Annotated in this window: 15 protein-coding genes; 1 reads left to right on the top strand and 14 read right to left on the bottom strand. The window is 63.0% G+C overall.

Features of this window, described 5'->3' with window-relative positions; all coding sequences use genetic code 11:
- Nucleotides 1-198 precede the first annotated feature (198 nt).
- The gene (locus F6X42_RS32590) at nucleotides 199-1,521 is read left to right on the top strand and encodes an MFS transporter (protein WP_187638149.1); all 1,323 of its coding nucleotides are present in this window, start codon (nucleotides 199-201) and stop codon (nucleotides 1,519-1,521) included.
- 144 nt (nucleotides 1,522-1,665) lie between these two features.
- Here F6X42_RS32590 and F6X42_RS32585 read toward each other — a convergent pair whose 3' ends face one another.
- The 14 genes from F6X42_RS32585 to F6X42_RS32520 form a co-directional block, all read right to left on the bottom strand.
- A complete protein-coding gene (locus F6X42_RS32585) occupies nucleotides 1,666-2,661 on the bottom strand; it encodes a 2-hydroxyacid dehydrogenase (RefSeq protein WP_187638127.1) in 996 nt (331 codons plus the stop codon).
- Nucleotides 2,662-2,718: 57 nt separating this feature from the next.
- Nucleotides 2,719-4,308 carry an aspartate:alanine exchanger family transporter gene (locus F6X42_RS32580; RefSeq protein WP_187638126.1) on the bottom strand — a complete coding sequence of 530 codons (1,590 nt, stop codon included), beginning with the start codon at nucleotides 4,306-4,308 and terminating at the stop codon, nucleotides 2,719-2,721.
- 102 nt (nucleotides 4,309-4,410) lie between these two features.
- A complete protein-coding gene (locus F6X42_RS32575) occupies nucleotides 4,411-6,501 on the bottom strand; it encodes a glycogen debranching protein (protein WP_187638125.1) in 2,091 nt (696 codons plus the stop codon).
- Complete coding sequence (locus tag F6X42_RS32570) at nucleotides 6,488-8,986, bottom strand: glycogen/starch/alpha-glucan phosphorylase (RefSeq protein ID WP_187638124.1); 2,499 nt, start codon at nucleotides 8,984-8,986, stop codon at nucleotides 6,488-6,490. The genes F6X42_RS32575 and F6X42_RS32570 overlap by 14 nt, the downstream gene beginning before the upstream one ends.
- Nucleotides 8,987-9,388: 402 nt before the next feature.
- On the bottom strand, nucleotides 9,389-9,769 hold the full coding sequence (locus tag F6X42_RS32565; RefSeq protein ID WP_187638123.1) for a potassium channel family protein: 381 nt from the start codon (nucleotides 9,767-9,769) through the stop codon (nucleotides 9,389-9,391).
- Between the two features lie 167 nt (nucleotides 9,770-9,936).
- Nucleotides 9,937-10,950, bottom strand: coding sequence for a DUF2955 domain-containing protein (locus tag F6X42_RS32560; RefSeq protein WP_187638122.1), 1,014 nt, complete (start codon nucleotides 10,948-10,950; stop codon nucleotides 9,937-9,939).
- A 7-nt stretch (nucleotides 10,951-10,957) separates the two neighbouring features.
- Nucleotides 10,958-12,085 (bottom strand): HlyD family secretion protein, encoded by a 1,128-nt coding sequence (locus F6X42_RS32555; protein ID WP_187638121.1) that lies wholly within the window; start codon nucleotides 12,083-12,085, stop codon nucleotides 10,958-10,960.
- A complete protein-coding gene (locus tag F6X42_RS32550; protein ID WP_187638148.1) occupies nucleotides 12,082-13,599 on the bottom strand; it encodes a TolC family protein in 1,518 nt (505 codons plus the stop codon). Before F6X42_RS32550 ends, F6X42_RS32555 begins: the two co-directional genes overlap by 4 nt.
- Before the next feature lie 54 nt (nucleotides 13,600-13,653).
- Complete coding sequence (locus F6X42_RS32545; RefSeq protein ID WP_187638120.1) at nucleotides 13,654-14,757, bottom strand: AI-2E family transporter; 1,104 nt, start codon at nucleotides 14,755-14,757, stop codon at nucleotides 13,654-13,656.
- A 278-nt stretch (nucleotides 14,758-15,035) separates the two neighbouring features.
- Complete coding sequence (locus F6X42_RS32540; protein WP_187638119.1) at nucleotides 15,036-17,816, bottom strand: nitrate reductase; 2,781 nt, start codon at nucleotides 17,814-17,816, stop codon at nucleotides 15,036-15,038.
- Between the two features lie 13 nt (nucleotides 17,817-17,829).
- The gene (locus tag F6X42_RS32535; RefSeq protein WP_187638118.1) at nucleotides 17,830-19,101 is read right to left on the bottom strand and encodes an NAD(P)/FAD-dependent oxidoreductase; all 1,272 of its coding nucleotides are present in this window, start codon (nucleotides 19,099-19,101) and stop codon (nucleotides 17,830-17,832) included.
- On the bottom strand, nucleotides 19,098-19,451 hold the full coding sequence (gene nirD / locus F6X42_RS32530; RefSeq protein ID WP_187638117.1) for a nitrite reductase small subunit NirD: 354 nt from the start codon (nucleotides 19,449-19,451) through the stop codon (nucleotides 19,098-19,100). Before nirD ends, F6X42_RS32535 begins: the two co-directional genes overlap by 4 nt.
- Nucleotides 19,452-19,484: 33 nt before the next feature.
- Complete coding sequence (gene nirB / locus F6X42_RS32525) at nucleotides 19,485-22,043, bottom strand: nitrite reductase large subunit NirB (protein ID WP_187638116.1); 2,559 nt, start codon at nucleotides 22,041-22,043, stop codon at nucleotides 19,485-19,487.
- 387 nt (nucleotides 22,044-22,430) lie between these two features.
- Nucleotides 22,431-23,765: an MFS transporter gene (locus F6X42_RS32520; protein ID WP_187638115.1), complete on the bottom strand. Its 1,335-nt coding sequence runs from the start codon at nucleotides 23,763-23,765 to the stop codon at nucleotides 22,431-22,433.
- Nucleotides 23,766-24,150: the final 385 nt, after the last annotated feature.

Here is a 24,150-nt window from a genome sequence, read left to right as displayed (position 1 = left end):
GAAAGATGTGACGTGCCCCTCCAACCGCGTGGAGGGGCATCGCGTGAGATCGCGCCGAGGCAGCCGCCAGGCGATCAAGCTTCCGATCATGATTTTGATGGCCGCCGTTACCGAGTCCGAGCTTTGCACCGCACACTACCGTGCGAATCATGCTTCAACAGTCAGAACGAGTATCGAGCTCGTCACAATGGAGACATCATGTACAACGATTCAGCCAAAAGAGCACCGCTTCACACCATCGCCAGCGACGCGAGACCACGCAAGGCATTGTCCAACTCCTGGGCCATTACAGCGATCACCATCGGCAGCGGCCTGGAGTTGTACGACTCTGTGGTCTACAACTTCTTCGCGACCCTGATTGGCCCACTCTTTTTCCCGATCGGCAATGCATTCGGACAGACGCTTCTGTCGTTCGCCACCTTCGGCATCGGCTATGTGATGCGGCCCCTCGGCGGCCTGGTATTTGGCCGCTATGCCGACCGAGTCGGCCGCAAGCCAGCGGTGATACTCACGCTGTGGCTGATGGGGTTGAGCGCATTGATCCTCGTGCTGGCGCCTACGTATGCGCAGATCGGCCTGATGGCACCGGTGTTGGTCGTGCTCGCCAGGCTGCTTCAGGGCTTCGCGATCGGCGGCGAAATGGGACCTGCCAGCGCCATGCTGCTGGAGTACGCCGACGAGCACTCGCGCGGCTTCTATACCAGCTGGCAACCGTTCAGTCAGGGCCTCGCCGCGGTGCTCGCTGCGCTGGTCGCGCTGACGCTGAGCAATCTGCTGGACCCGAGCGCCCTAAGCGGCTGGGGCTGGCGCGTCGCCTTCGTCATCGGCATCATGGTGATTCCGGTCAGCATGGTGGTCCGGCGGCGTCTGGAAGAGACCTTGACGCCTGCGCATGCGAAAGCGGCGACGGCGGGCGGAGCCGGGCAGCTGCTGAAAGAGCACTGGCCCAAACTGGTGGCCAGCGTTCTGGTCATGATCGGTCTTGCATCGGCCGTGCACATCGTGGTCTTCTACCTTCCGAACTACGCGGTCATCCAGCTGCATATGCCCCTCTCGCAGACGATCTGGGCCGGCTTCGTCGGGTCACTGATCCTCGCCGCGTTGTCACCCTTCTCCGGCTGGCTCAGCGATCGGATCGGCCGACGCAAGGTCGTGTTCTGGTCGCGCGTCGCACTGCTGGCCATGATCTACCCCGCATTCGTGCTGCTCAACGGGCAACCGACCCTCGTGCGTCTGCTCATCGTGGCCGCCTGCCTCGCAGTGCCAATGGCGATGACTTCGGCCGCTACGCTCGTGTTGGTCAGCGAAGTGTTGCCACAGAGGCTGCGCGCCACAGGCGTGGCTGTCAGCTACTACGGGGCGATCGTGATCTTCGGCAGTTTTTCGCAGTTCTTTTCGACCATACTTATCCATCTGACCGCCAATGCCAACGCACCTGCCTTCTACGTGATCGGTTGCGGCCTGGTCTCACTTCTCGGGCTGGCGATGGTGCCGGAAACGATGGGCAAACGCCTATCGTGACCCAGAGCAAGATCATCGGTCGTGCGGCGCACGGATCCTTTCAGTTGCGCCCGCTTGAGATCTGGGCAGTGCGCGTCTCGGGATCGATGCCGACGATCGTCGCGGTCACCTTCGCGACGCGCTCCAGAGAACCCGGCTTTGCCTCTACCCGAGCTTCACCTCGTTCTGCAAAGGCCGATTTTGCTCAAACGCCGAGACGCTTTCGAGCGTGGTCTCGCAGATGGTCGTCAATGCCTCATGCGTCAGGTAGGCCTGATGTCCAGTGACGATGACATTGGGAAACGAGACGAGGCGTTGAAACACATCATCGGTGATGATCTCGCTGGAGAGATCGCGAAAGAAGAGATTCCCCTCCTGTTCGTACACGTCGATACCAAGGCCGCCAAGCTGCCCGGTCTTCAACGCGTCGATGGCGGCCTCCGTGTCGATCAGCCCACCGCGGCTCGTGTTGATAAGGATCGCGCCTGGCTTCGCGCGTTTGAGCGTTTGCGAATTGATCACGTGGTATGTCGTGGGTGTGAGCGGACAATGCAGCGAAATGATGTCGGCTTCCTCCCCAATCTCGCCCGGCTTCGCATAGCTCAGACCGAGCGCCTCGAATTCCGCCGAGGGTTGCGGATCGAAACCGATCACCCTGCAGCCGAAGCCGAGCATGATCTTCGCAAACACGCGGCCGATCTTGCCCGTTCCGACCACCGCAACCGTCTTGCCGCAAAGGTCGAAGCCGGTCAGACCGTCGAGCGAAAAGTTCGAGTCGCGGGTGCGGTTGTAGGCACGGTGCACCTTGCGGTTGATCGCGAGCAGTAGCGCTACTGCGTGCTCCGCCACGGAGTTCGGCGAGTACGTCACGACGCGCACCACCTTCATGCCGAGCCCTTCGGCAGCTTCGAGGTCGACGTTGTTGAAGCCCGTGCAGCGCAACGCGAGCAGACGCGTGCCACCCTTGTGCAGCGCGCTCAGTATCTGCGCGTCAGCCTTGTCGTTGACGAAGATGCAAACGGCGCCGTAGCCGGCGGCAAGACCGACGGTGTCTCTCTCCAGCAGCACATCGAAGTAATGCAGCTTGTGCTCGCCGCTGCTGTTGGCCTCGTCGAGATACCGGCGTTCATAGCGCGTCGAACTGAATATCGCCACTTCCATGATGGGCTCCTTGCCTATCTGTAACTCGAATTTCGTTCGGCTGCGGCGCGGCTACGTCTAGCCGGCTGCGATCGCTATGGCGATCTGCACGAACAGCACCTTGACGATGGTCATCGACGGGAAAATCATCGCGTACATGATGTCGGGCTGATCCGTCGGCGCGATGCGGTTGGCAAAGGCGAGGATCGCCGGGTTGCCGGTAGCGCCGCAGATCACGCCGACCGACGTATCGAAAGACAGCCTGAAGATCCACAGGCAGCAGATAGCCGTCACGCCGACGAGTACCAGCAGCGTGATCGCGCCATAAAGCAGCAGCAGCGGCCCGGCGGTGCCCACGGTCGCGACGAACTTGGGTCCGCAAGCAATGCCCACCTGCGCGAGGAAGATCGTGAGTCCAAGATTGCGAAGGACCAGATTCGCCGAAAGCGGCATCACCCAGACGAACGGTCCGTTGCGGCGCGCCTTGCCGAGGCACAGCGCGACAAGCAGCAATCCCGCGAGACCCAGGCTGAACGCGCCGAGACCAGGCAAGCGCAGCGGGATCGCGCCGACCAGCAGCCCCGCCGCCGCGCCTATGCCCAGGCAGATGAAACTGAGGTCGGCCGTGCTTTTGATCGAATCGCCGAAGAACGCGCGCACGCTCGCCTGATGCGCGCGATTGACGAGCAGGCCGACCCGGTCGCCCGCTTCGAGAATAAGGTCTGGACTGGACAGCAGATCGGCGTCACCCCGCCGCACGTGCGCGACCGCGCAGTTCACGCCGTCCGGGAAGCGCAGACTGCCAAGCGACATTCCGACGACCGACGGATTCGATGCGAACACCCGCATATAGTCCAGATCTTCCCGATGACTCGCGATGCGCCCGGGCTGCAATTCGCCGCACAGCGCCGTTGCTTCGTCGAGCAGGCGGTGGTCGGTGGCGGTGACGAGCAGAACGTCGTCAGCGCGCAGAATGAAATCGTCGGTGGTGAGCTGGTTGTGATGGTCGCGCCGCACGGCCGCGATTGCCACACCGGCAGGCAGACGTGTCAACAGCTCAGGCAGCCTGAGCCCGAAGAAACTGGCATTGCGCAACGCGATTTCCGCAGTCTGCAGCAGCTTGGCAGGCGGCTTGTGTATCTTGACTTTGAGGGCCAACTGCAGCGCGTAGATAAATAGAATCGGCCCAGCCACGCCGAACGGATAGGCAACGCTATAGGCCACGGCGGCATCGCTGCTCTTCATCGACGCAATGGCAACCTGCAGGCTCGCCGTGCTCGTGCCGCTGCCCGCGAACATCCCGAGGGCATCGGCGAGCGTGATGCCGAAACGGATGAAGCCGCACGCGACGAGACCCGAAACGATCACGCCGATACACGCGGCTGCGTTGGCCTTCATGCCATCCCGGCTCGTGAGCCCGCGAAAGAACTGCGCGCCATACTGAATGCCGATGCCATAAAGAAACATCAACAGACCGAGCGTGCCCAGCAGCGCCGGCGGCGTGGCTTTCGGCGCGAACGCGCCGAGCGCCAGTCCAACGAACAGCACGGCCCCGGAGCCCAAAGCGACGCCCTTCACATTGATTTCGCCGATCAGGTAGCCGACCGCGATGGTCAAAAAGAGCGCGAACAGCGGCTGACTTTCGACGAAGGTTCTGACTGCATCCATGCCGCCCCCTGGTGATGGACAAAGCAACACAGCAGTACGTAAATATTAAAGTCGCTTTGCTGCGCACCGTTCAGCGCGATTGCGACCATTCATTGCGACCATTCATCGCGATTCAAGCACGACGACACTGCGCGCTTCCACACGGCAGGCACCGCATTCGACACGGGCTGTTTCAACAATCGAAACAATGTCCGACGGTGGTTGCGCGGCCGTATCGACAATCCGCCGCCAGTTCGCGTCGTCGAGGGCGGGAAGCTGCGCATCGCGCGCATCCGCATTCATGTTAAGGACCACGTGCAACATGGGCTCGCCCCGCGCATGTCCCGCGAGCGTGAACGCGACCAGGCGAGCACCCGGGTCGCCCCATGCGGGAGATCCAAGCCGTTCGCCGTGCCAGGCGACATCCGGCTGCGTCCGACCGTGCTCGGCACCGCCCGTGAGGAAACGGCGACGGCGCAGGCTCGGGTGACGCTTGCGAAGCGCAATCATCTCGCGCACGAAACGCAGCATGTCGAGCGCGCCATCGGCGAAATGCCAGTCCATCCATGACAGCGCGTTGTCCTGGCAGTACGCGTTGTTGTTGCCGCGCTGGCTTCGCAGGATTTCGTCGCCGGCGAGCAGCATCGGCACGCCCTGGCTCAGCAGCAGGATCGCGATGAAGTTGCGCGCCTGCCGCAATCGCAGACCGACGATCGACGGATCATCGGTGACGCCTTCGGCGCCGCAGTTCCACGACAGGTTGTCGTTGCTGCCGTCGCGGTTGTCGTCGCCGTTCGCCTCGTTGCGCTTCGCGTCGTAGCTGACGAGATCGCACAACGTAAAGCCGTCGTGACAGCTCACAAAGTTGATGCTGTTCACGGGCAGTCTGCCGTCCGCCTCATAAAGGTCCGCGCTACCCGCGAGGCACGTGCACATCTGGCCGATCAGTCCCGGATCGCCGCGCACGAAGCGCCGGATCACATCACGATAGCGGCCGTTCCATTCGGCCCACGCCATGCCCGGGAATGCGCCGACGTGATACAGGCCCGCCGCGTCCCACGCCTCAGCGATTAGCGGCACGCGCGCGAGCACCGGCGACGCTTCCATCGCCCATGGCAACGGCGGCGTACCCAGCAACGCGCCGCCCTCGCCGCGCGTGAAGACGCTCGCGAGATCGAAGCGAAAGCCGTCCACGCCGAGTTCCTGCACCCAGTACTCGAGGCAATGCAGGATGAACGCCGACACCAACGGATGATTGCAGTTGACCGTATTACCGCAGCCCGTGTAGTCGAGATAGCGCCCGCCGTCCGCCGGATCGACGTGATAGAAGACTTCGTTGGCGAGCACCTTGAAGTTGATCACCGGACCGCTCAGGCCCGCTTCCGCGGTGTGATTGAACACCACATCGAGCAGCACGGTGATGCCGGCCTCGTGCATCGCGTCGATCAACGCACGGAACTCCTGCGGCGCGCGCTCGGGGTCGACGCAATAGCGCGGATGCGGACTGTAGAAGCTATGCGTGCTGTAGCCCCAGTAATTGACGAGCCCTTTCGCCACTGCCGATGCTGGCACGTCCTGCTCATCGAAGGCCATCACCGGTAGCAGCTCGACGTGCGTGATGCCCAGTTCCTTCAGATACGGGATCTTCTCGATCAGCCCCGCGAACGTGCCGGGATAGCGAACCCCGCTCGATGGATCGCGCGTGAAGCCACCCACATGCAGTTCGTAGATGATCGCGTCGTCGAGCGTGCGCACGGCCACGTCTTCGCGGAGGTCCAGCGGTTCGGTGACGATGGCTCGAAAGGACGCATGCCCGGGTTCGTGCACACCGGCGGCGGGCTGGCGGTGCCAGTGGCGATCGCTGATTGCGCGCGCGGTGGGATCGAGCAACTCGTAACGGCTGGCGGCTTCGTCGTCGAGTTGCGGCACGCGATGATTTCCGTAGGCGCGCCACGTATAGCAGCACTGCGCCGGCAGATCTTCGATCAGCACATGCCAGAAATAGAACGTGCGGTTGCTCTCGGGTTCAAGTCCGATGATCTGAAACGGCTCGATGCTATCCGTCGACGCGTAAAGCAGCAGTTCGAGATGCGTCGCGTGCCGGCAAAAAATGCAGAAGTTGACACCGTCCGGCACGACCGACGCACCGAGCGGAAATCGCGAGCCAGGCCGCGCCTGATAACTGCGCGTGCTTTCGACGTTAGGGCTGAGCAAGATCGATCCTCACCGCACGTGTGTTCCAGATGCGCTCGCAATACTCGCCGATCGCGCGATCCGACGAGAACTTGCCCGAGCGCGCCGTGTTCATGATCGACATTCGCGTCCACCGCGGAGCGTCGCGCCACGCGTCGCTCACGCGTTGCTGACACGCGACGTAATCCGCGAAATCGGCCAGCACGAGGAACGGGTCCGAGTGCAGCAGATTGTCGACGAGTGGTCTGAATACATCCGGGTCGCCGCGCGAGAAACGCCCTTGCGCGATCTGCGTGAACGCTTCGCGCAGATCGTCGTTGGACTGCACATAGTCGGACGGCCGATAGCCGTTGCGCTTTAACTCTTCCACCTGCTGCGCGGTCAAGCCGAACAGGAAGAAGTTGTCGGCGCCCGCTTCTTCGCGGATTTCCACGTTCGCGCCGTCGAGCGTGCCGATCGTCAGCGCGCCGTTCATCATGAACTTCATGTTGCCGGTGCCGGATGCTTCCTTGCCCGCTGTCGAAATCTGCTCGGACAGGTCCGCGGCTGGATACACCCAGTGCCCATTCTTCACGTTGAAGTCCGGGTAGAAGACCACTTTCAGCCGGCCGTCGATCACCGGGTCTTGATTGACGACTTCGGCGATCCCGGTGATCAGCCGGATCATCAGCTTGGCCATCGCGTAGCCCGGCGCGGCCTTGCCGCCGAAGATAAAGCAGCGCGGCGCGACATCGAGCGCGGGATTGCGGCATAGCTGGTGATACAGACTGATGATGTACAGCGCGTTCAGATGCTGGCGTTTGTACTCGTGAATGCGCTTGACCTGAATGTCGAACAGCGCGTTAGGATCGACGTCGATGCCCGTTGCGCTAGCGATGCGTGCCGCGAGCGCGCCCTTGTTGTCACGCCGGATCGCACGCCATGCTTCATGCAAGCCGGCATCGTCGGCGTGTGCGGCGAGTGCGTCGAGGCGCGTGAGATCGGTGCGCCATTCGCTGCCGATCGTTCGATCCAGAAGACCCGCGAGGCCAGGGTTGCTCAGCATCAGGAAGCGGCGCGGCGTCACCCCGTTCGTCACGTTGAGAAAGCGCTGCGGAAATATCTCGGCGAAATCGTGCAGTACGGTCTCGCGTAGCAGATCTGAATGCAACGCGGCCACACCGTTGACCGCATGAGCGCCAACCGTAGCGAGATGCGCCATGCGCACTTTCTTGTCGCCGCGTTCGTCGATCAGCGACATGCGCGTCACGCGCGCGTCGTCGTCGGGAAAAACGCGCCGAACGTCATCGAGAAAACGGCGATTGATTTCGTGGATGATTTCGAGCGGGCGCGGCAGCAGGCTCTGAAAGAGCGGCAGGCCCCAGGTCTCGAGTGCCTCGGGCAATAGCGTGTGATTGGTGTACGCGAAGGTGCGCTGCGTGAGGTCCCACGCGGTATCCCACGCAAGCCCGTGCACGTCCAGCAGCAGACGCATCAATTCGGCGACCGCGATCGACGGATGCGTATCGTTGAGTTGCGCTGCGAACAGCTCCGCGAACTGCTCGATCGACGTGCCCTTTAATGCCATCAGCCGCAACATGTCCTGCAGCGAACACGAAACGAAAAAATACTGCTGCGCGAGCCGCAGACGCTTGCCCGCCTCGGGTTCGTCGTTCGGATAGAGAACTTTGGATAAGGTTTCCGACACGACTTTTTCCTGCACCGCGTCGTAGTACTGGCCGGCGTTGAAGTCCTGAAAGTCGAACGACTCCACCGCTTCGCTCTTCCACAGACGCAGCACATTGCAGGTATCGACGCGATAGCCCTGCACCGGAAAATCGCAGGCGACGCCCTTCACTTGCCGCGCCGGTATCCAGCTCACACGCAGGCGGCCCTGATCGTCGGTCTGGTGTTGCGTGTATCCGCCAAAGCCGACGTAGTGGCTCACATCTGGCCGCACGATTTCCCATGGGTTGCCGTTCTGCAGCCACTTGTCGGTCACCTCCACCTGCCAGCCGTCACGAATCTGCTGATTGAAGATTCCGAACTCGTAGTGGATGCCGTATCCGATCGCCGGTATTTCAAGCGTCGAAAGCGAGTCCATGTAACACGCGGCAAGGCGTCCAAGTCCGCCATTGCCGAGGCCGGGTTCTTCCTCGATCGCGAGCAGCGCGTCGAGATCCTGGCCGAGTGCATGCATCGCTTCGCGCGCTTCGTCCTGCATGCCGAGATTGAGCAGATTGTTGCCGAGCTGCGGACCGATCAGGAACTCCGCCGACAGGTAGCAGGCAAGCTTGACGTCCTTCGCCGCATAGACTTTCGTCGACGCGGCCCAACGCGCCAGCATCCGATCGCGCACGCTGAAGGCAAGCGCCATGTACCAGTCGTGCGGACCCGCAATGTCCGGATAACGCCCCTCGCGGCAAATCAGATTCCTCACCACGTCGTGCTGGAACGCGTAGCCGCTCACGTCGCGCGACGCGGCTTTCGCGTTCGAAGCCGCCTGTGCTACTGAAACATCGTTCATGGTCTCTGCCCTCGCATTTCACGCCGGAGCTGGATGGGCCGCCGGTTTCCATTGGAGGATTCAGATGGGCGTTGGCCGCGCTGCGGCGGCGCCGTCGTTTTGCCGGCCGCGTCGCGCCTGTCGACGGCCCTTTGCGACCGGGTTCCGGAAAAGATAGCCCCAAAAGGAAGCTTCAGAAAAGCATATGTTACTGAACGCAGATTGCAAGCAACGGCCGAATTTTCCGGTGCACACACGCGTGTCTTTACTGTTTGACCTGCGACGCGCGCTCTTCAAACCTTTGTTTTAGACGCTTAGCGAAGCCCGCGAGTATCGTTGGTACTGGTCTACCCGGTTCTTCGGCGTTCCCCCGAAGCGAAAGGCACCGAAGCGCAAGCGGAGGCGCATCTGGAAATATCGAGGCTAACCTTCAGCAACAGACCGGCGCGCGGCTTCCTGGACACCCCGCACCGCGGCGGCTGTGATCAGTCCTGTTATGAGCAACCCGATCAGACCAAGCAAGATTGCATCGATCCGCCCGAACGTCGTGGTGGGCACCACGTCGCCGTACCCGATGGTCAGCGCCGTGATCGCGCAGAAGTACAAAGTTTGTCCGATCGGCGATGGCGTTCGGTTCACAGTCTCGACGGGACCACCGAAGTAATGCATTCCGAGCGTCAATAGAACAAAGAGCACCAGGAGGCCAGCTAGGATTCCGCGCAAGTACCAAAGAGTCCTGCCGAATTCCTGCAGAATCTCACGAGCACGAAGGGGGACAGGCGCATCATTTGTGGCGTTTTTCATCTCGAGCACCTCCGTCAATATACTTGACCCTTGCATGCGCGTTGTCGATGCGGACGTTGTGCGCCGCCGTCCTCAGCCATGCGCTGTCTGTTTGCAGCGCACCCACAGTCGGCAATTTTCGGCAACACACCGCCCCGCGATTCAGCTGGGTGCGGCCGCGCGTCGCGTCACCGCGTGCGACTACGTTGCTCAAATAGCTGAAGCATCAAGCACGCATAAACGGTGACGGCCAGAAATAGCCCCATACGCACTGCGAACGCGCTATAAACGTCCTTGCCGGCCACGCTGTCCTGCACCGACTGGCCAAGCAGAATAATCATGGTGACGAGGCTGTTCAACCAGAAACCCGGCGTGTATCGCGTCTGGCTGATGCGATAGAGCTTGCGTCCCACCAGCAAACCGAAGAGCAGCATCCACAGGAAAAACATCCAGATATTGACAAAGAGCCTGAGCGAAAACCAGAACAGGATCGCGAGCAGGCCGCCAAACAACGTGGAGCCAAGCAACTCACGCGCCGCACCGCGCGCCGATGTGCCGCAGCTTTGTCGACCAAGGCTGACGGACTTCATGATGATCGGCATATAGCTGGCTGGATCACTCATGGCAAGCAGCCAGGCAGGCATGACCACCAGAGCGGCACGCAGCGCTATGAGGGTAGCGTGGTCATCCGACATGATGCGATGGGGAGGCTTTGGCCTTTCGCTCACAGGCTCGGGAAAGACACAATGGCTGAATGCCGACACCAATATGGCGAGCAACAGCCCTTTCACCAGCGCGCCCACGACGGTCATGGCCAGCTGGAAGTCAGCCGTACCGGCTGCCGAAATCATCGTCAGCCCAGCCACCAGAAAGGTCGCGACAAGGTTGTTCCCGCCACGCAAGCCATAGCGAAACGCGAAGAACAGCGTGAGCCCGATCAGCAGTACGCCAGCAATGGGGTAATAGCGAAGCACCGGGACGAGCAGCAGGCCGCTGCCTGTCGTCAATGCGACGACGATCGCGAATACCAGGCTCGCCTTCAACGACAGCGGCCGGTTCTGCGTTGCGAGCAGGAATACGGCGAATACCGGTGCGACTACGGGAATCGACAGGTCTAACGCAAAGCTGATTGCGAGGCACAGCGCCGTACCGAGGGCAACGCGTAGTGCACGGTAACCTAAGCACTGGAGACCGGGTTGCATAGGTGTCTCAGTAGAGGTATGAAAGCCAGCTCATCACGCGAAGGAACAAACGGCCGAGAGGATTGAGCGGATTCCCTGGACTTGGAAACGCCATCGTCTCAGCCTGGCCGCCGACTCGAACATTCCGAAGGCGCGCGCGCTCACCTGCTGCGAATTCGACGATCACCGGAAAGCGTTGAGCGGGGCGTAGCCAGTCCCGGCTGTTTTGCACGGTCGGCAGACTGCCGGGCGGCGTGCTCTGTCCCACGGCCACCCCATAGCCGATGCTGCGGATTCGCCCTTCGAATAGCTCGCCCGGCAACGCGTCCAACGCGATGGCCACGGGCGTGCCCGGCTGGACGTGTCCAAGGTTGTTCTCGGTCATATCCGCGCTGACCCACACATCGTGGATCGCAATCAACGTCATGACCGGGCTGGCCGCCGCCGCGAACTGGCCGACTTCGGTGCGCAGGTCCGTGATGACGCCCGCCGAGCGTGCACGTATGCGGGTATTGGCAAGATCGAGTTCGGCCTTTTCCAGTGCACCGGCAGCGCTGCGCAACTGCGCATTTTCCGCGTCGCTGCCGCCTTGCTGTTCGCGCGCGCGTTCCACCTCGGCACGGGCCGCGGCAACCTGGCTCTGGGCCTGCTGGTGAGTGGCGCGCGCCACTTCCAGCCGCCGCAGCGAGACCGTCCCCTCATCTTCGCGGTAGAGCCTTTCGAGGCGCTCGCTGTCCTGGCGCGCCTTGACCTCGTTCGCGATGGCTGCGTGCAACGATGCAACCGCCGAATCGATCCCAGCCGTGCTCGCGCCGATCTGCCGCCGTGTGGACTCGAGGTCGGCGCGAGCACGATCGACGGCGATCCGGTATTGCTCGCTATCGACCTCGAACAGCAGGTCACCCGCATTGACTTCCTGGTTGTTGTGCACAAGCACGCGGGTCACCCGCCCCGATGCCTCGGCGGCGACAGGTACAACATAGGCCTGGACACGCGCCTGTTGCGTATAAGGGGTAAAGCGGTCGGCAAGCAGATACCAGAGCAGGCTCACGACGATCACGACGACGATCCACTTCACTGCCTTGCCTGATGGATCGGTGGCCGGGGCAGGCGGTGGAGCCGGCGCGGCATGGGAGGGCTCAGGCGTATCGCTCATCGGGACGGACCTTCGGACTGCCTGACTGGGGCGGACGGAGCGCTCGCGTCGTTCAGCAGGTCACCCCAGTCGGTGCGTCGCTGCATCTGCTGACGGGTGGCCGAATCGATGAGTGGCTCTTCCGTGTGCCAGCCTCCGCCGAGCGCCTTGTAGAGCGCGATCAGACTGCCCGCCGCGTTGCTGCGGTTGACGACGTACGCGTCCTGCTGTGCGAACAGCGCGCGCTGCGCATCGAGGACCCGCTGGAAGTCCGAGTACCCTTCGCGGTAGATCGTATTGGCGAGCTTGAGCGAGCGCCCCGCGGCCCCTTGCGCGTCGTTCAGGATCGTGTCCCGCTGCAATGCGGCGATGAGTGCCGTGGCGGCGTCGTCCGCCTCGCGGGCTGCCTCGCGCACCGTGTTCTGGTAGGCGACGCTCAACTGCTGCAGGCGGGCGTCCTGCACGCGCACGTTGTTCGTGATCTTGCCGTGATCGAACAGGTTCCACGTGACGCTCGGACCGGCTGCTACGGCGAGCGTGCTCGGCGAGCCCGTGAGCGAACTGGCGCTCCAGACAAGAGAACCTAGCAACGACACGGACGGATACAGATCGGCTTTCGCCACACCGATGAGCGCGGACTGCGCGGCCATCTGCAGTTCGGCCGCGCGAACGTCGGGGCGACGTAACAGCAGATCGGCGGGCACGTCCTGCAGCACGGCGCGATCGACTAGCGGTACCACACCCTCCTTGCCCGGCTGCACGTCCAGCTCCGGCAACGGGCCAGGCGGCCGGCCAAGCAGCACCGACAGCGCATGACGTGCGAGCACGATCTGGCTCTCCAGGTCGGGAATGCTGCTGAGCGTGCCCAGATACTGGGTCTTCGCCTGCTGCAGATCCAGTTCATCGCTTTCGCCGCTCTTGAAAAGCTTTTGCGCAATCTCGTAGCTGCGCTTCTGCAGTTGGGCGTTTTCGCGCGCAATGCGCAGCCGCGCCTCGGCCGTGCGTAGCGTGAAATACGTATCGGCGACCTGCGCGTGCATCAGTACCAATACGTCTTCGCGATTGGCTTGCGTGGCAAAAAACGCGGCGTCCGCCGACTCGATCGCGCGGCTGAAACGCCCCCACAAATCCAGTTCCCATCCGATGCTGAGGCCCAGGCCATACTGCCAGTAGCCGCCCGAGCGGGGGTTGAATCCGTCCGAGCGCTTGCGCGCCGAGTACAGCACGTCGGCGTTGGCCTGTTGCACCTGCGGGTAGCGTCCCGCGAGCGCGATACCCAATTGGGCACGCGCCTCGATCACACGCAGGCCGGCAATCTTCACGTCGCCATTGTTTTCATCGGCCTGCGCGATCAGACTTTCGAGGTTCTGGTCCCCGAAGATCTGCCACCATTGACGGATGTCAGGCAGTGTTGCCTGGTGCGTGACCTTCTCTATTGACGCGGTGCTCCAGTGTTCGCTCCAGCTCTCATGCTGTGGATGAAAGTCTGGTCCCACACGGATGCACCCACTGAGGCAGCCGGCGCCGAGCAGCATCCAGTAAGAGCGCGCGCACGGGGACACGAGGGACACGGACCGGCCCCGGCGGCATCAAGCCTGCTGCTTTTCTTTCGCCCGCTCCGGGCGGGGCTGTTCCTCCACCCATCGCCAGAACAGCTGATAACCAACCGCGAGCATCACGGGACCGATGAACAGCCCGATGACGCCACCCGTCACCATGCCGCCGAGCGCGCCGATCAGCACGACGGGCATCGGCACGGCGACGCCGCGACCCAGCAGCAATGGCTTGAGTACGTTGTCGGCGAGTCCCGCGACAAAGACATAGACCGAGAAGATGATCGTCGCCGTGCTGAAGCCCTCCGTGACGAAGACGAAGATGATCACGGGCACCGTGATCAGCGTGGCGGGCAACTGCATGATGCCGATCAGCAGCACGGCGAGCGCCAGCAGGCCAGCACCGGGAATGCCCATCACCAAAAAGGCGATGCCAATCAACAACATCTGGATAAACGCGATCCCGACCACGCCTTGCGCCACTGCGCGGATTGTGGCTGTGCAAAGATCCGTGATCTGCGGGCCGTTCTCGGGACCGGAGATGCGCGAAGCGATCTGCACGGCGCTTTTATGGCCTGTCTCGTCATGAGCCATCAGAATGCCTGCGACGATCAACGCGACGAAAAAGATGAGCAGCCCCGCGCCCAGGCCTGTGAGCGTGCCGAGCAATGCAAGGCCAGCGTCCTTGAGCTGAGGTGCGAACTTGTGCGCCAGACCGGTGAGGTCCGTCGATGCCTGCTGCCAGAAGTCGTACACGTTACGGCCCACCAGCGGCCAACTGGCCACCGAGTCGGCAGGCGGCGGAATGCGGAAGCTGCCGCTCTTGACGACGGCCATCACATTCTCGACCGAGTCGGCCACCGCGACGCCCAACATATACGTCGGCACGAGAATCACCGCAAACGCAACGAGGATGATCAGCGTGGCGATCAGCCCATCCTTGTTGGCAAACCTCGCTCGAAGCCTCGCTTGCAGCGGATCGAGCGTGATCGCCAGGATCAACGCCCAGACCATCAGGTTGAGGAAGGGTACAAAAATCCGAAAGCAGAATATGGCGAGAACAGCAATGAGTCCGGCGCGGATCAGTACATCGAGTAGTTCTCTGGACAGCGCCCGTTGGACAATCGGCGTCTGCAGCATCACGTGCCTCCTGGCGGTTCGCCGCGAGGGTATATCCCGACGGCAAACCAGGTTTGCCAAGACTCCGGCACGGTCGGAATTGGACCAACCTGGGCCCCTCAATACTATCGCCGTAGATACACTCGCCAGTCTGAGTCTAGGACACGCTGGAAAAAGGGCAATAACTCTGCTGCAGTTCTTCGTTCAGCGCCGAATTAATCGGCTGCTGAATATCCCCGCCCGCATGCCTGCCGCAAATCACACGACGGCGAGTCCGAGGTAAGCGCGCAGAGTCTCCTTCAGGCTGCGCTCAACCTTTCCAGTTCGGTGTCGACCAGCAGCTTCTTTAGTTCCGGCACGCAAGATCCGCAGTTGCCGCCGGCCCTCACGCACGCTGTAATTTCGGCCGCGGTCTTCAGCCCTTGCTCACGGATTGCCGTGCAGATCGTATTGCGTCCCACACCGAAACAGGAGCAGACCGTGGGCCCCGTATCGACACCCTTGCCAATCGGCTGTCCGACCAGCAGTCCGGCGCGGTCCTCCTCGTCGAGCCTGTCCTTCCCGAACAGGCCCGCGAGCCACGTACGCGACGGTAACGGCAACTCGGGGCGCGCCGATACGAAGATGCAACTGTCGATACGCTCGTCGACCAGATGCACGGCGCGATAGATCCCCGCTGTCCTGTCCTCGTACTCCAGCCAGTCGGCGTGCGGGTCGTCGATGCCGAACAGCGCTTGCGCCCAGCCGCGGTGATCGGTGAGCGGCTTGCGCCCCGCGAGTTCGTAGCGCATGAACTGCATGCCGTGCACACGCGTCCAGTAGGTCATGCCGTCCAGCACCGGAGCGTGACGGCTCAATGAAAAACCCTGCCAGGCGACGTCGAACCGGTCGATGCGAACCGGCGTATGTTTGAACTCGGGCTGCCCGGAGACTGGATCGACCTCGGGATTCACGACCGCGCCGACACGCGCGTCGGACGCCACCTGATCGTTCCAGTGAATCGGCACGAACACGCTGCCTCGCGGCATGCCGCCGCCATGCTGCACACGTGCGACCATCGTGCCCCAACGGCTCGACACGCGCGCCAGTTCACCTTCGCGCACGCCGCACGACAGCGCGTCCTGCGGATGCAAATCGACAAAGGCTTCCGTCACGTGGCCGGCGAGTTTCTCCGACTTGCCCGTGCGGGTCATCGTGTGCCATTGGTCGCGTACCCGGCCGGTGTTCAGCGTCAGCGGATACTCGCCGTCCGGCGCGTGGACCGGTGCGCGCGGCGGGGTGGCGACGAAGCGCGCCTTGCCGTCCGGGTGCGCATAGCGGCAATCGCCGAACAGACGCGCGGTGCCGCGCGGCGCGGCGCCGTTCGTCGCCAGCACCGGCCACTGGATCGGCTGCAGCGCATCGTAACGTTCGCGGCCGAGCGCGACCAGGCCGCCCAGATTGAACCGGCGCGGCACACTCGTTTCGCCTCCGATGCCGGCCTCGTTGCGATAAGCGCTCAGCCGCGCATGCTCGTCGAAGATCTCATGCGGAGCCGAAAAATCGAAGCCGGCATACCCCATGCGCTGGGCGACGTCGCAAATGATCCGCCAGTCCGCGCGCGCTTCGCCCGGCGCCGGCAGGAACGCCCGCTGGCGCGAAATTCTGCGCTCCGAGTTGGTGACCGTGCCGTCTTTCTCGCCCCAGCCGAGCGCCGGCAACAAGACGTGGGCAAACACATTGGTGTCCGTGTTTTCAACGATGTCGGAGCAGACGACGAGTTCGCAGCGCGCGAGCGCACGCTTCGCCTGATCGCCATCGGGCAGGCTCACAACCGGGTTCGTGCCCATGATCCAGACGGCCTTGATCCGGCCTGTTTCGATCGCCCCGAACAACTCGACGGCCTTGAGCCCGGGCCGTTCCGCGATCGCGGGCGAGTCCCAGAAAGTCTGCACGAGGTCGCGATGGCGTGAGTTGTCGAGTTCCAGATGGGCCGCCAGCATGTTTGCGAGGCCGCCCACTTCACGCCCGCCCATCGCGTTCGGCTGGCCGGTAAACGAGAACGGCCCCATCCCCGGCTTGCCGATGCGGCCCGTCAGCAGATGGCAATTGATGATGCTGTTGACCTTGTCGGTGCCGGACGTCGACTGGTTGACGCCCTGGGAATAGACCGTTACGACCCGCTCGGTGCGCGCGAACAGCCGATAGAATTCCAGCAGAGTGTGCGGGTCGACCTTGCAGGTCTTCGCGCACTGCGCGAGGTCAAAGCCGTTCGCTGCATCGGCCGAGGCGGCAGCGAGCGCCTGCGCATAGCCGGTCGTGTACGTGTCGACAAAACCTGCATCCGTCGTGTCGTGTTCCGCGAGAAAACTGAGCAGCCCGTTGAACAGCCGGACGTCGGTGCCCGCCTTCAACGGCAGATGCAGGTCGGCCATCTCGCAGGTCGCCGTGTAGCGCGGGTCGATCACGACCACTTTCATCCCGGGCCGCGTTTCCTTGATCCTGACGATCCGCTGGAACAGGATCGGGTGGCACCACGCTGTGTTCGATCCGACCAGCACGACCAGGTCCGCGAGTTCGAGGTCTTCATAGCACACCGGCACCAGGTCTTCGCCGAACGCACGCTTATGACCTGCGACCGAAGACGACATGCACAGGCGCGAATTGGTGTCGATGTTCGCGCTGCCGACATAGCCCTTCATCAGCTTGTTGGCAGCGTAGTAGTCCTCCGTCAGCAGTTGTCCCGAGACGTAGAGGGCGACTGCATCCGGGCCGTGCTGATCGATGATCCGGCGAAAGCCGGCGGCGACCGTATCAAGTGCATCGTTCCACGACACGTTGCGCAGTTCACCATTGCCCGGATCGCGCAGCTTCGGATGCAGCAGGCGTCCATCGAGCCCGACCGTTTCCCCGAGTGCCGAACCCTTCACGCACAAGCGGCCGGCGTTGGCCGGATGACGTTCGTCGCCGGCAATCTCGGGCTGGCCGTTCGGGCGTGGCGTCGCGAGTACGCCGCAGCCGACGCCGCAATAGGGACAGGTGGTTCGGACCGCGTCACGACTGGCGTCAGGCGGGTTTGAAATGACGATGGGAAAACTCACGTTCGATTCCGGTTCAGGCGGGCTGAGCCTCGCACAGGGCTTTGCCGAACAACAGATGGGTGCGCAACGGGGCAATGTCGGTCCGGCTCTGGATCAGTTCGAAGTACCAGGCGCCGTCCTTGACGTCGCCGTACAGGACCGCACCGACCACCCGGCTACCCTCGATCACGAGGCGCTTGTAGATACCGCGTCGCGGATCGCGCAAGACGAGATCCTCACTATCCGGGCCGCCCACGAAATCACCGGCGGAATAAAGGTCGACGCCAGTGACTTTCAGCCTGGTCGCCGTCGCGCGCTGCACGTACCGGCGGTGACCGGCACCGGCCAGGTGCGCGCCGCACACGCGCGCCTGATCCCAGATCGGCGCGACGAGACCGAAGGTCGCCGTCCGATGCTGCACGCATTCACCAACGGCGTACACACGTGGATCGTAGGTCTGCAATGTGTCATCGACGACGATTGCCCGCTCGCAGTGCAAGCCCGACTGCTTCGCGAGCTCGATGTTCGGCCTCACCCCTGCCGTCATGACAACCAGGTCGGCGGGAATCTCCGTGCCGTCGTCGAAACGTACCGCGGTGACACGCTCCGGCCCGACGATTTCGGCGGTGCGTGCCTTCATCATGAAACGTAGGCCTCTGCGCTCCAGCGTCTGCAACAGCAGGGCAGATGCGCTCCTGTCGAGCTGGCGATCCATCAAGCTGTCGGTGTCGTGCACGACCGTCACCGACATGCCCTGGCGCATGAGCCCGTTGGCCGCCTCCAGTCCGAGGAGGCCGCCGCCGATGATCACGGCGTGACGGTGGCTGCGGGCTGCGACAAGCATCGTTTCGACGTCCTGGATGTCGCGAAACGCGATCACGCCCGGCAGCTGGTGACCCGGCACCGGAATCAGGAATGGCTTCGAGCCGGTCGCGATCAGCAGCCGGTCGTAGCCCACCTCGATGCCGCTTTGCGAGCGCACGATGCGGCGCTTGCGGTCAATTGCAGCTACCGGGTCGCCCGCGTGCAGCCGGATGCCATTATCCGCATACCAGTCACGTGTATTGAGGATGATCTCGTCGACACGCTTCTCGCCCGCGAGTACCGGCGACAACAGGATGCGGTTGTAGTTGCCGTACGGCTCGGCGCCGAATACGGTGATGTCGTAGAGGTCCGGCGCGAGCTTCAGCAGTTCCTCGACTGTGCGCATGCCGGCCATGCCATTGCCGACCACCACCAGCCGCGCACGCGCCGGCGTGCTGGGCGATGCGCCTGCAGAGGTTCGCCCGGCGTATTCGTGTCTCATGCGGCGACCCACACCTTACCGCTCTCAACGCGCACCGGGTACGCGTTGACGGAATTTTCGGGCGCCTCGAGGCACTCACCGGTGCGCAGATCGAAGTGATGCTTGTAGATCGGCGAGGCCACCACGATGCGCGCGCCGAGGTTGCCGATCAGTCCGCGCGAGAGCACCGCCGCCTGCGAACCCGGGTCGAAGTTGTCGATCGCATAGATGCCCGCTTCCGCGTCGCCGGTGGTCACGTGAAATACCGCGACCTGCTCGCCGTTCACGAGCGCGCAGACGCCCGTATTCGGAACGATGTCGTCGAGCGCGCACACGGGCATCCAGGATTGTGGAAGTCGATCGTTGTTCATGCTGGGTTCCTCACGTCAGGTTGTGGTGAATGGTCAGACGGTCTCGACGACCACAGGTATCGGGAATTGCTTCGCTTGCCGCTCTGCCGGCGTCGCCGGACGAATCTGGCCCCGCTCCTCGACGAAGGTTACGTTCTCGTCGAGCTTGTCGCTGTTGACGAAATGGCGGAAGCGCTTGCGCGTTTCAGGATCGGTCACGGCCTTCTTCCACTCGCACTCATAGGTACTCACCACGTGCTGCATTTCCGCCTCCAGCTCCGCAGCGAGTCCCAGTTTGTCGTGCACGACGACGTCGATCAGGTAGTCAAGCCCGCCCTCGAGGTTCTCGCGCCATACGCTGGTGCGCTGCAGACGGTCCGCGGTGCGCACGTAAAACATCAGGAAGCGGTCGATGTAGCGCACCAGCGTCTCACGATCCAGATCCGACGCGAGCAGCTCGGCGTGGCGCGGCTTCATCCCGCCGTTGCCGCACACATACAGGTTCCATCCCGTTTCGGTCGCGATGATGCCGATGTCCTTGCCTTGTGCTTCCGCGCATTCGCGGGTGCAGCCCGACACGCCAAACTTGAGCTTGTGCGGCGAACGCAAGCCCTTGTAGCGGTTTTCCATCGCCACGGCGAGCCCCACCGAATCGCCGACGCCGTAGCGGCACCACGTCGAGCCAACGCAAGACTTCACGGTGCGTAGCGACTTGCCGTACGCGTGGCCCGATTCGAAGCCGGCGTGGATTAGCTCTTCCCAGATCAGCGGCAGCTGGTCGACACGCGCGCCGAACAGATCGACCCGCTGGCCGCCGGTGATCTTCGTATAAAGGCCGTATTTCTTCGCCACCTGACCAACGGCAATCAGACCCTCCGGCGTGACCTCGCCCCCCGGCATGCGCGGCACGACCGAATACGTGCCGTCACGCTGGATATTGGCAAGGTAGTAGTCGTTGGAGTCCTGCAGGCCGGCGTGTTCTTTCTTGAGCACGAACTCATTCCAGCACGACGCCAGGATGCCCGCGACGGCCGGCTTGCAGATGTCGCAGCCAAGGCCATGGCCATGCTTTTCCAGCAGCGCGGCGAAGGTCTTGATGCGTTCGACGCGCACGATGTGGTACAGCTCCTGCCGCGAGTACGAAAAGTGCTCGCACAGGTGGTTGCTGACCGCGAGGCCCAGTTTCTTCATCTCGGCCTTCATCACCTGGGTGACGAGCGGCACGCAGCCGCCGCACGAGGTGCCGGCGCAGGTTGTGCTCTTCACGCCGCCAATGTCGGTCGCGCCCGCGCAAACCGCCGCGCAGATTTCTCCTTTGGAGACGTTGTTGCACGAGCAGATCTGCGCGCCGTCGGGCAGCGCGTCGACGCCGAGCCCAGGCTTCGCCTTGCCGTCGCTTTGCGGCAGGATCAGGAATTCCGGTGCTTCGGGCAACTCGATGCTGTTGAGCATCATCTGCAGCAGCGTGCCGTATTCGGTCGCATCGCCCACCATGACGGCGCCGAGCAGCTGCTTGCCGCACTCCGACACCACCAGCTTCTTGTAGACCTGTTTGCGTTCGTCGCTGAACTGGTACGTGCGGCTGCCCGGCGTCTTGCCGTGCGCATCTCCGATGCTTGCGACGTCCACGCCCATCAATTTGAGCTTGGTGCTCATGTCCGCACCGGTGAAGCCCGCGTCATCACCGCGCAGATGCTTCGCGGCGACGCGCGCCATGTCGTAGCCAGGCGCGACCAGCCCGTACACCATGCCGTTCCACGCTGCGCATTCGCCGATTGCGTAGATGTCGGGGTCGCTCGAGCGGCAGCTTGCATCGATCGCGACGCCGCCGCGCGGCCCGAGTTCGAGGCCGCAGGCGCGGGCAATCTCGTCGCGCGGACGGATGCCGGCGGAAAACACGATCATGTCGGTGTCGAGATGCGTGCCGTCGGCGAACTGCATGCGGTGCGCGCCCGACTCGCCGTCGACGATCGCAAGCGTGTGCTTGCCGGTGTGGACCTGCACGCCCAGTTCCTCGATCCGGGTGCGCAGCACGCGGCCCCCGCCTTCGTCGACCTGCACCGCCATCAGGCGCGGCGCAAACTCAACGACATGCGCGGCCAGCCCCATATCGTGCAGTGCCTTCGCGCACTCGAGGCCGAGCAGGCCGCCGCCGACCACGACACCCGACTTCGCCCGCGCGCCGCAAGCCCGCATCGCTTCGAGATCTTCGATGGTGCGATAGACAAAGCAGTCATGGCGATCGCCGCCAGCCGTCGGCGGAACGAACGGCACGGAACCTGTGGAGAGCACGAGTTTGTCGTAGGACAGCGCCTCGCCGCTCGAAAGGCTGACGGTGTGGGCCTCCCGGTCGATCGAGACTGCCTTCGTGCCGAGCAGCAGCTGCACGTTCTCGCGCTCGAAGAAGCCCGGTTCGACAAGCGACAGGTCCTCCGCCGACTTGCCGGAAAAGAATTCGGACAGGTGCACGCGGTCATACGCGGGACGCGGTTCTTCGCAAAGCACGGTGATATTCAGCGCGGATCGCGGGTCGTCCAGCAGACATTCGAGAAGCTTGTGGCCGACCATCCCGTGGCCAACGACAACAACGTTCGTGACCGGGGTCTCATCCATTTCCAACGTGGTTCGCGCCATGTTTTGTCCGGCAAATAAAAAGGCGTCCCGCGGATGCAATCGCAAGTGCGACTGAATTCGGGGACGCCGTTGTCCAAAAACCTGTGATCTGAAGCGAGACTTTTTGCTGCGTGCTGACCGGATCACCGTTGATCCGCGCTCACATTTACGCAAGCGCCGTGCCATAACTGAACAAGCTCGCCGCCAAGGGGCGGCGGCGTATTGCAGCGCGTAAACGTTCAATGCGGGCGATGCATTCTGATGCGGCGGAGCGCAATGTTGGTGCGGCGCAGCACCTTCTGCGTGCAGCGGCACCTGACGTGCGCTGCTTTGCCATGCGGCGCGTGTCCGCTGCGAGGCATCCGCGCGTGCACCCGTGCGAGTCCATCAATTCATCACGCCTTGGGTGCTGGCGGCGGCCAACGCGCGCTCGCGCAGCGCCGCTTCGCGCGCCTTGTGCTCGCTGCTGAAGCGAACCGCCAGCGCGCAAAGCGCAGACACCGTGACGAGGACGCCGAGCGTCGCTAACGTCTGCTGGATACTGCCGACACCCTTCATCAGAAAGCCGGCGGCCACCGCGCCGACATTGCCTCCCGCGCCGATGATGCCGGCCACGCCACCCAGCGCCTTACGGTCGATGAACGGAACCAGTGCGTAGGTCGCTCCGCAGGCCATGTGCGTGAACAGACCGAAAACGAGCATGGCGACGAGAGCGAGTGCGATGCTATCCTCGTGCGCGAAGCACATCAGGCCGAGCCCTTCGCCGACCATCAGCACGCAGAGCAAGGTCGCGCGAACGCCGAGGCCGCGATGCGCGGCAGCCTTGTCCGACAGCCAGCCGCCCAACGCGCGGGCGAACAGCGCGAGCAGCCCGAAGCTGCCAGCGGCAATGCCCGCAGCCTTCAGCGACAGATGAAAATGATCGACGTAATAGATCGCTGCGATGTTGTGAATGAAGACCTCGACGCCGAAACACGCGGCGTAGGTAATGAACAGCATCCACACGCGATAGTTCGCGCAGGCCGCCCGGAAGCTCGCCCACCCGCCCTTCTTGCCACCTTCGACCGCGATTCCGCGCGCCCGCAGTTCCGCAACGTTTCCTTGCGGGCAATCCTGCGTGAAGCGCCAATAAAATATCGCCATAACAGGCATCGCAAGGGCCGGCAGCACCAGCGCCAGGCGCCACGCCGACGACTGCCCAGCGCCGAGCGCCATGATCGCTGCCAGCAGCAGCGGCACGAGTACTTGCGCAGCACCCGCCCCGGTGTTGCCCCACCCGGCCGTCGCGGCATTGGCAGTGCCAACTACGTTCGGCGCGAACATCATCGAGGTGTGATACTGGCTAATGACAAAGCATGCGCCCACCGCGCCAATGCACAGGCGGCACAGCAGGAAGCTCTCGTAGCCCGTGGAGAGTGCGGCGCCCAGCACCGGAAATGCACCCGCGAGCATCAGGGCGCAGTACATCTTGCGCGGGCCGTAGCGGTCGCATAGCGGACCAATCACCAGCCGCACGAGTATCGTCACCGCGACCGCGGCGATGCTGATATTCGCGACCTGGTCGACGGAAAGCCCGAATTCGCTTTTGATCAGCGGCATCAATGGCGCACAGGAGAACCAGGCAAAGAAGCAGACGAAGAACGCCATCCACGTCAGATGGAAAGCGCGCATTGGCGGTGCGAGCAGGCTGAAAAGTTCAATGCGAGTTGCCTTGTCCGTCATCGTCGTTCCAAAAATGAAAAAGCGTCCCGCGAACCGGGTCAGATGACCGGTTTCAGGGGACGCCGTTGTCCAAAAGCCTGTTGGGATGCTGCTATTGATTCGAATGAAGATAGGTCGACTTTGATCCTATGCGGGCTCTACACGCACATGCCGTGCCATGCCGCGGAATTCGTTGTGCGGCATGCGAGACAACCGTAGTCACGCACGACGGCGGTGCAGTGCAGCACCACTGTCGTGCGATAGCAGAAGCGACGGCGCACGGTTGAGCAACATAGTGGCCGTTCGTTGACGCAGCCGTTCGGGCTGTAACCCGTCTTCTCGAGTTGAGCCAGTCCGGCCGCCAATGACTACAATCTAGAGATGGTCGCATTCCCTAAGGAGGCTG

This window comes from Paraburkholderia podalyriae, assembly GCF_014397785.1.
Lineage (GTDB): Bacteria > Pseudomonadota > Gammaproteobacteria > Burkholderiales > Burkholderiaceae > Paraburkholderia > Paraburkholderia podalyriae.
The sequence above is the reverse complement of the archived record's forward strand: the minus strand, read 5'-3'. Positions and strand labels throughout refer to the sequence as shown.

Excerpts from the sequence above, each read along its gene's own strand:
- F6X42_RS32590 (WP_187638149.1), top strand. The coding sequence starts at position 199 with ATGTACAACGATTCAGCCAAAAGAGCACCGCTTCACACCATCGCCAGC.
- F6X42_RS32585 (WP_187638127.1), bottom strand. The coding sequence starts at position 2,661 with ATGGAAGTGGCGATATTCAGTTCGACGCGCTATGAACGCCGGTATCTC.
- F6X42_RS32580 (WP_187638126.1), bottom strand. The coding sequence starts at position 4,308 with ATGGATGCAGTCAGAACCTTCGTCGAAAGTCAGCCGCTGTTCGCGCTC.
- F6X42_RS32570 (WP_187638124.1), bottom strand. The coding sequence starts at position 8,986 with ATGAACGATGTTTCAGTAGCACAGGCGGCTTCGAACGCGAAAGCCGCG.
- F6X42_RS32565 (WP_187638123.1), bottom strand. The coding sequence starts at position 9,769 with ATGAAAAACGCCACAAATGATGCGCCTGTCCCCCTTCGTGCTCGTGAG.
- F6X42_RS32560 (WP_187638122.1), bottom strand. The coding sequence starts at position 10,950 with ATGCAACCCGGTCTCCAGTGCTTAGGTTACCGTGCACTACGCGTTGCC.
- F6X42_RS32555 (WP_187638121.1), bottom strand. The coding sequence starts at position 12,085 with ATGAGCGATACGCCTGAGCCCTCCCATGCCGCGCCGGCTCCACCGCCT.
- F6X42_RS32550 (WP_187638148.1), bottom strand. The coding sequence starts at position 13,599 with ATGCTGCTCGGCGCCGGCTGCCTCAGTGGGTGCATCCGTGTGGGACCA.
- F6X42_RS32545 (WP_187638120.1), bottom strand. The coding sequence starts at position 14,757 with ATGCTGCAGACGCCGATTGTCCAACGGGCGCTGTCCAGAGAACTACTC.
- F6X42_RS32535 (WP_187638118.1), bottom strand. The coding sequence starts at position 19,101 with ATGAGACACGAATACGCCGGGCGAACCTCTGCAGGCGCATCGCCCAGC.
- nirD (WP_187638117.1), bottom strand. The coding sequence starts at position 19,451 with ATGAACAACGATCGACTTCCACAATCCTGGATGCCCGTGTGCGCGCTC.
- nirB (WP_187638116.1), bottom strand. The coding sequence starts at position 22,043 with ATGGATGAGACCCCGGTCACGAACGTTGTTGTCGTTGGCCACGGGATG.
- F6X42_RS32520 (WP_187638115.1), bottom strand. The coding sequence starts at position 23,765 with ATGACGGACAAGGCAACTCGCATTGAACTTTTCAGCCTGCTCGCACCG.